At 35.7% G+C, this 6956-nt stretch carries 7 protein-coding genes, 1 tRNA gene and 1 pseudogene (1 of these 9 only partly in view); all 9 read left to right on the top strand.

What is annotated here, in order from left to right; genetic code table 11:
* The coding region (locus WG67_RS07425; RefSeq protein WP_369688107.1) for a reverse transcriptase domain-containing protein at positions 1 to 356 on the top strand (356 nt) is incomplete at its 5' end.
* Positions 357 to 383: 27 nt separating this feature from the next.
* A protein-coding gene (locus WG67_RS05770; RefSeq protein WP_094189578.1) for an IS5-like element ISWpi1 family transposase occupies positions 384 to 1216 on the top strand; the annotation gives its coding sequence in 2 pieces (ribosomal slippage) (positions 384 to 753 and positions 753 to 1216; 834 coding nt in all).
* Positions 1213 to 1899 carry a group II intron maturase-specific domain-containing protein gene (locus WG67_RS00195; RefSeq protein ID WP_070356718.1) on the top strand — a complete coding sequence of 229 codons (687 nt, stop codon included), beginning with the start codon at positions 1213 to 1215 and terminating at the stop codon, positions 1897 to 1899. The genes WG67_RS05770 and WG67_RS00195 overlap by 4 nt, the downstream gene beginning before the upstream one ends.
* 95 nt (positions 1900 to 1994) lie before the next feature.
* Positions 1995 to 2306: pseudogene (locus tag WG67_RS00190) on the top strand (Rpn family recombination-promoting nuclease/putative transposase); the annotation flags it as partial.
* Between the two features lie 214 nt (positions 2307 to 2520).
* Positions 2521 to 3468: a hypothetical protein gene (locus WG67_RS00185; RefSeq protein WP_070356716.1), complete on the top strand. Its 948-nt coding sequence runs from the start codon at positions 2521 to 2523 to the stop codon at positions 3466 to 3468.
* A gap of 63 nt (positions 3469 to 3531) precedes the next feature.
* Positions 3532 to 3609: transfer RNA gene (locus WG67_RS00180), tRNA-Arg, on the top strand.
* Between the two features lie 82 nt (positions 3610 to 3691).
* Entirely contained in the window at positions 3692 to 4810 is a 1119-nt protein-coding gene (dnaJ, locus tag WG67_RS00175; RefSeq protein ID WP_012673045.1) for a molecular chaperone DnaJ, read from the top strand.
* A 209-nt stretch (positions 4811 to 5019) separates the two neighbouring features.
* Complete coding sequence (locus WG67_RS00170; protein WP_070356715.1) at positions 5020 to 6654, top strand: ribonuclease J; 1635 nt, start codon at positions 5020 to 5022, stop codon at positions 6652 to 6654.
* Positions 6655 to 6659: 5 nt separating this feature from the next.
* On the top strand, positions 6660 to 6956 hold the beginning of the coding sequence (locus tag WG67_RS00165) for a Tol-Pal system protein TolB (protein ID WP_070356714.1). The gene runs 966 nt beyond the window's last position; only the first 297 of its 1263 coding nucleotides appear in the window; it begins with the start codon at positions 6660 to 6662; the stop codon falls past the right edge of the window.

Here is a 6956-nt window from a genome sequence, read left to right as displayed (position 1 = left end):
CGTTGCTAGCTTGTGTTGCATTACACGGATTAGAGCAACATGTCAAAAAAGCATTAACAAACGAACTCTTTCAATGCATGAAAAGAAAATATGGTAGGATATCGCATAAAAACGCGCAAAAGTCTATTAGTGTAATTTTCTACTGTGATGATTTTGTCATCATACATGAAAACGAAGAGATTATTCTTAAAGCAAAAATTTTAGTTGAAGAATGGTTAGAAACCATTGGACTAAAATTAAAGCCCTCTAAAACAAGAATTTCTCATACATTAAGAACCATTGACGAAACAAAACCAGGATTTGATTTTCTTGGATTTTCAATAAGAGGTTGTCCGGAAACAAGTAAAAGGCTATAATATCTGAAATTTTAGTACGGGGTAAAGATGAGAAAAAAGTATCCAACAGATCTAAGCGAAAGGGAATGGGCAAGAATAGAAAAACACTTCAGAGTATCATACAAGAAAGGAGGAAGGCCGCCAAAGTATAGCAAAAGAGAAATATTAGAAGCAATTTTCTATGTATTGCGTACAGGGTGTCAATGGCGGTATTTACCAAATGATTTTCCGCTATGGAAGACTGTGTATGAGCAGTTCAGGCAATGGAAGAAGCAGGGAATTTTTGAGAAAATGAATTATGAAATTACAAAATATAGTAGAAGAAAAATAGGAAGGAATGAGCAGCCGAGTGCCTGTATAGTAGATAGTCAATCTGTAAAGACTACAGAAAAGGGGGGATCAAAGGCTATGATGGAAGTAAAAAAGTAAAGGGTAGAAAAAGGCATATAATTACAGACACTCAGGGTTTTATACTAGGTTGTTACGTAGGCGCTGCTAACGAAAATGATAGAGATGGTATTAAAATAGCATTAAACAATATGAGAACAAAATATACTAAAGTTAAAAAAATGTGGGCTGACATGGGATACCAAGGAAGAAATTTAAAGAATCACATAAAGGAAGAATATGACATAGATATTGAAATTGTTAAAAGGCCTCCATGTAGATTTTGGGTGCACAAAGATACGCCACCTGAGCTACTACCAACAAGAGAACAAGGGTTTAAAGTACAGCCAAGAAGATGGGTTGTAGAAAGGACTTTTGCTTGGGTTAATAGGAATAGAAGGCTATCGAAGGAGTATGATTTACTCACAACATCCACTGAGAATTTCATATACCTAGCTATGAGTAGGGTTATGTTAAAGAGGGAATATGCTTGAATTTACTAGTTTCCGGACAACCTCTAAGACAATATCCAACAAAAGAAAGTAAAAAAGGTTACACATTATTAATAAAACCAAGTCGTAATTCTATAAAGCAGCATACATTTGCTATTAAACATAAACTTAGAGAAATGCGTGGGGCGCCACAGGAAGTAATAATAAGGAATCTCAATCCAATAAACAGAGGATGGAGTCAATATTACTCTTCGGTAGTTTCATGTAAAATCTTTAGCTCATTGGATAATACTATACATAGAAAGCTCTGGAAGTGGGCAGTCTTTAGGCACCCAAACAAAGGGAAATGCTGGATAAAAAGAAAATACTTTAAAAAGTATAATAACGATAACTGGCGTTTTATGACAAGTAACAAGATACATCTTATTATACACAGCGATCATGTTATTAAACGACATATCAAAGTGCAAAAAACCAGATCTTCATATGATGGTGATTGGGTATATTGGGGTAATCGTCTTAGAGAAATACCAGATAAGCCATCGAGAGTAATAAAACTATTGAAGTTACAACAAAGTAAATGCGGTAATTGTAGACTATGGTTTGAAAGTGATGATATAATAGAAATACATCATAAAGACCGGAATAGACGAAACAATATGATCAAAAATTTATCTTTGTTACATGGGCATTGTCACGATGAATTACACAGGAGGTGTGCATGACAAGCACCAAATTAGAGAGAAGCCGTATGAGGCGCAAAGTCTCACGTACGATTTTGAAGTCGAGTGAGGAGGGGCGACCTTCTTCACTTAGACAACAGTATGCAGATGAAACTACAGATGAAGACCTAAGGAATATAGCAGAAAAATCACCAATAATAAAGTTAGCCTACGATGAATTAGACAGGTTTAGCTGGAATGAAAAAGATTTAGTAGCATATGAAGAAAGAATAATGGATCTGCGGAAAGAAGAAGCCATTCTTGAATACAAACTTGAGGAAGGTATAGAGAAAGGAAAAATCGAAGTTGCAAAAAATTTACTTAAAGCTGGTGTATCTGTTAATTTAATAGCTGAATCCACTGGCCTTTCTCAAGCTGAAATTGTACAGCTTAAGCAAGAAGTGGCCTAAGTATCACGTTTTTCAGGGCTTTTTTAGCTCGGCAGTGGTCTGAAAAGTCCATTTTTCACTTTATAAAATGTTTATATTTTACCACCTACTTTATTTGAATAAGTTCTTCTGCCACACTCTGAACGGATACTTGAATCAGGCTCAAGTTGACAAGTAGATGTTATCTTGTTATAATAAATATTTATTAATTTAATCTTAACTTAAGAGGGTATTTATGGTAGCAAGTGATAGTGTTTTAAAAAGGTATGCGTTAGCCTATATAAAGAAATTAGGTAATAATAATAATATTGAAGGGTTTCTACAGTATTGTAATAATACACCGAATTTAACTTGGAGCAAGGAGAATTTTAAAAATGTGTATGAAGAATTTACACATCCAAATTCAAGCAATAGGCACGATACAGGAAGCAGAAATGATCAATATAACGCAGGGAATAACGCACAACCTACAGGCTCTCAGATTACACATATACATGTACACAATAGAGGTTTAGACTTTTGGGACTATTTGCTATTACAATGCTGGATGGATTCTTTATTCGGTGGACGTGGTCACACTACGGTTAATAATATAACGAATATTAACAATGGTAATACCACTCATCAAGGGAGAAAAGAGAATAAAAAAGAATCAGAAGACAGTAGAAAGCTATTAGCTTTGGGTATAGTAGCTGCAGTTGTGTGTGTTGCTTTCCATGCTGGTATGTGTTTTTGGTATAACAGCAGCAGAAAAGTGGCTAGAAAAGAAGAAAAAATAGATTACCTGGATAGTAAATTTAAAACGTTCAGAAATATAGAATTTGCGGTTGGCGTTGTTTCTTTGGCAGCTTTGGTAGCTTGTGCTGTTTACCCAGTCTTACCAGTGTGGGGTTTAGCTATCCTTGGCGTTAATTCTCTCGTATGTTTTGCTGGTGGTTTAGCTTTTCATATGAAGCATGAGGAAGAATTAGAAAATATCGAGAAAGCTAAAGGAGCGGTAGATAGCTGTCTTAGACAAGGGCATGGTTATGGAGATTCTTCTCGTTATGATGCACCACCTCCTTACTTTTCTCAAGATCCTAATACTACTCCAACTGCTCCTCCTTGTAGTGAATTTGATAATTCTAATGCGAAACGGCAGTTTGAGAATTGTGAGGGGTTCACGTATGATAGAAATCAATAGTTTTATTTTTAGCCAAATTAATTGAATCAAGCTACAAAACCTGCTAAAGTTAACTTTGTGAAAGCACCCTTAGCTCAGTTGGATTAGAGCATTTGACTACGGATCAAAAGGTCGGGCGTTCAAGTCGCTCAGGGTGCACCACATTTTATAGGAAACAGAAGTCACACTTGAAATTAATATATGTAATACCTATCTTTAAAGGTTAAGCACTAAACTATTATATATGAGCAAAAAAGACTACTATGATCTGCTGGAAGTAGGCAGAAATGCCAGTATTGATGAGATAAAAAAAGCGTATAAAAAATTAGCATTAAAATATCATCCTGATAGAAATCCTGGCAATCAAGAAGCAGAGGAAAAATTTAAAGAAGTAACAGCTGCATATGAAGTTCTGTCTGACTCTGAGAAAAGGGCAGGCTATGACCGTTATGGCCACGAAGGTGCTTCTGGTGGATTTCAAGGCTTTAGCTCTGCAGGAGATTTTAGCGACATATTCAATGACTTCTTTGGTGGAGGATTCGGTGGTGGTGCAAGTAGATCGAGAGCAAAAAGAAGTACAACAGGAGTATCTGGAGCAGACCTACGTTATGATCTTGAAATTACCTTAGAAGATGCATTTAAAGGAATACAAGCGCCTATACATTATGTGACAAATGTAAAATGTGATACATGCCAAGGCACAGGTGGCGAAGGAGCAATTAAACCAGTTCAGTGCCACACATGCCAGGGAAGCGGTAGGATTAGAACTCAACAAGGCTTTTTTACCATCGAAAGAACATGTACTACATGCTATGGGGAAGGAGAAATAATACAAAACAAATGTAAGAAATGTGGTGGAAGTGGACGTAGAAGAGATGAAGTAAATATATCCGTTTCAATTCCAAAAGGCATAGAAGAAGGAGCTAAGGTAAGGATAAGTGGTAAAGGAGAAGCTGGAACAAAAGGTGGAAAAAGTGGAGATTTATACGTATACGTGAAAATAATTTTCCATAAAATCTTTGCTAGAAATAAAGCAGATTTACACTGTAAAGTGCCTATAAGAATGACACTAGCAGTGCTTGGTGGTGAAATCGATATTCAATCAATTGATGGAGCTAAAATAAAAGTAAAGGTCCCTGAAGGCACTCAAACTGGTACCAAACTACGTTGTAGGGAAAAGGGTATGCCATATATGAACTCACATGCTCGTGGTGATTTATACGTACAGGTAATAGTTGAGACTTTAAATCCAAAAAATTTAACTAAAAAGCAAATTGAACTATTAAAAGCGCTTGAAGAAGAGGAAAATGCAAGTGTACAACAGCAATCTGAAGGGTTTTTTAGTAAAGTAAAAAAAAAATAAGAAATCTGCTAAATGACATTAAGAGGTTGTCCGGAAACAAGTAAAAGGTTAATCCTGCAATTCTTTGACCTTATTAATGGAAAACTTAACAATAGTGTTATTATTAGCCAACAGAAACTTCTTAGTTCCTTAAAACTATGTAAAAGCAATAAATTTCTTTATTTAAGGTCGAAGTTTTGCTATTCTCAGGTTTTAATAATTTAAATTTAATGAATATAAACAAAAATGAGTTTTTATTTCTTCCGCTTGGGGGAGTAGGAAGAATCGGGATGAATGTTAGCCTATATCATTACCAAGGTAAGTGGATTATGATCGACCTTGGTGTTGGTTTTGCAGATGAAACTATGCCAGGTGTTGAGCTGCTCATTGCTGATATAGATTTTATTGCTCAAAGAAAAAAAGATTTACTTGGAATAATAATTACACATGCACATGAGGACCACTGCGGTGCAGTGCCCCACTTGTGGGAAGAGTTGCAGTGCTCCATATATACAACAAAGTTTACGGTTAATTTTCTTAAAGAGAAACTAAAAGAATTTCGATTGGAAGGTATAGTGCCTGTGAAAGAGGTAGACATAAATGGCAGCATAAATTTGGGTCCTTTTACCGTCGAGTTTATAAATGTAACTCATTCAATTCCTGAGGCAAATTCAATATTAATTAGCACTGAAATGGGTAGTGCACTCCATACCGGAGACTGGAAATTTGATCCAAAACCTGTTGTTGGATTAACTTCTAATATGGAGCGTCTAAAAGAAATTGGCGATAAAGGTGACCTGCTTGCAGCAATTTGCGATTCAACCAATATATTAAGCAAGCATCACCCTGAGTCAGAAGGTGAAATTTATAATAATATTTATAACATAATAAAGCGGTCTAAAAAATTAGTTGCTGTTTCGCTATTCGCTTCAAATGTGGCACGAATTGAAACGATAAGCCAAGCTGCAAAAGCACTAAATAGAAAAGTAGTTTTACTTGGTAGATCTTTATGGAGAATAGTGAAAGTTGCGCAAGATAGTGGTTATTTAACTGATTCTCCTCAGTTTCTTGAAGCAAAGGAAGCAGTAAATTTTCCAAGGGAAGAACTGGTGCTACTTTGCACAGGTTGTCAAGGTGAGCCACTGGCAGCTACCGCAAGACTTGCTGCTAAGAGTCATCAAGCATTTAAAATGCAGCAAGGTGATACCATGATCTTTTCGTCAAAAATCATTCCTGGAAATGAAACTCGTGCGCACAACATGCTCAATGCCTTTATTGAGATGGGGGTAGAAGTTATTACTGAAAAAACAGAGCATGTTCATGCTTCTGGGCATCCAACAAGAGAAGAGCTAAAGGAAATGTATTCTTTAATAAAACCGAAGATGTCTATTCCAGTTCACGGCGAATATATTCACACGCATGCACATGTAAAATTTGCTAAAGAGTGCGGTGTGGCAAAAGCAATAATGATTGCACCAGGTGATATTGTTAATTTGGAGAACGGAGGAAAGGTTGATTCAATTGATGTTGACTACTTTGGTATTGATGGTATGTTGCTACGTCATCCGGAGAGCAGTGTTATAAAAACGCGTAAAAGAATGAGAGATGCCGGAGTTATTGTGGTAACAGCAGTTGTAAACAAGAAAAATAAATTGCTTGCTAAACCAAAAGTATTTGTACCTGGTGTTTTTGAAGTGCTAGAAGATGCAGCTACCATACAGAAAATTGTCAAGAAAGTTGAGTCGTTGTTTAGTTTGCAGCCAACAAAAAAAATTCAAAATAAGATTGAAAGTTCAATATTGAGTATCTTAAAGGAATATTTACTAAAAAGGCCTATAATTGAGGTTCAGATAGAACAGGTATGAAATGAATGAAGCTATTCGTTCATCTGGTGTTATTTATTTCGTTATTTATTCCTTATTTTACAAAAGCTGCTTTATATGTTGATATAAAAAAAAGCAGTGTTGGTAACATTGGTCTTGTTGTATCTAAATGTACATGTAAAACAGCGTTGGAAAGCGAATTAAGCGAAAATATTGCAAAGGTAATAGGAACAAATTTATCTAATTGTGGCTTATTTAATGTAAAACGTGGCGCGGAAGCTGAATCTAAATCTTGGAAAAGCGATACTGTAGTCACAGTAAGTTTAAGCGAAATATCTGGTAGT

This window comes from Wolbachia endosymbiont of Drosophila incompta (assembly GCF_001758565.1).
In the GTDB taxonomy this organism is placed as follows: domain Bacteria; phylum Pseudomonadota; class Alphaproteobacteria; order Rickettsiales; family Anaplasmataceae; genus Wolbachia; species Wolbachia pipientis.
This window is presented reverse-complemented; position numbering and strand designations above follow the sequence as displayed.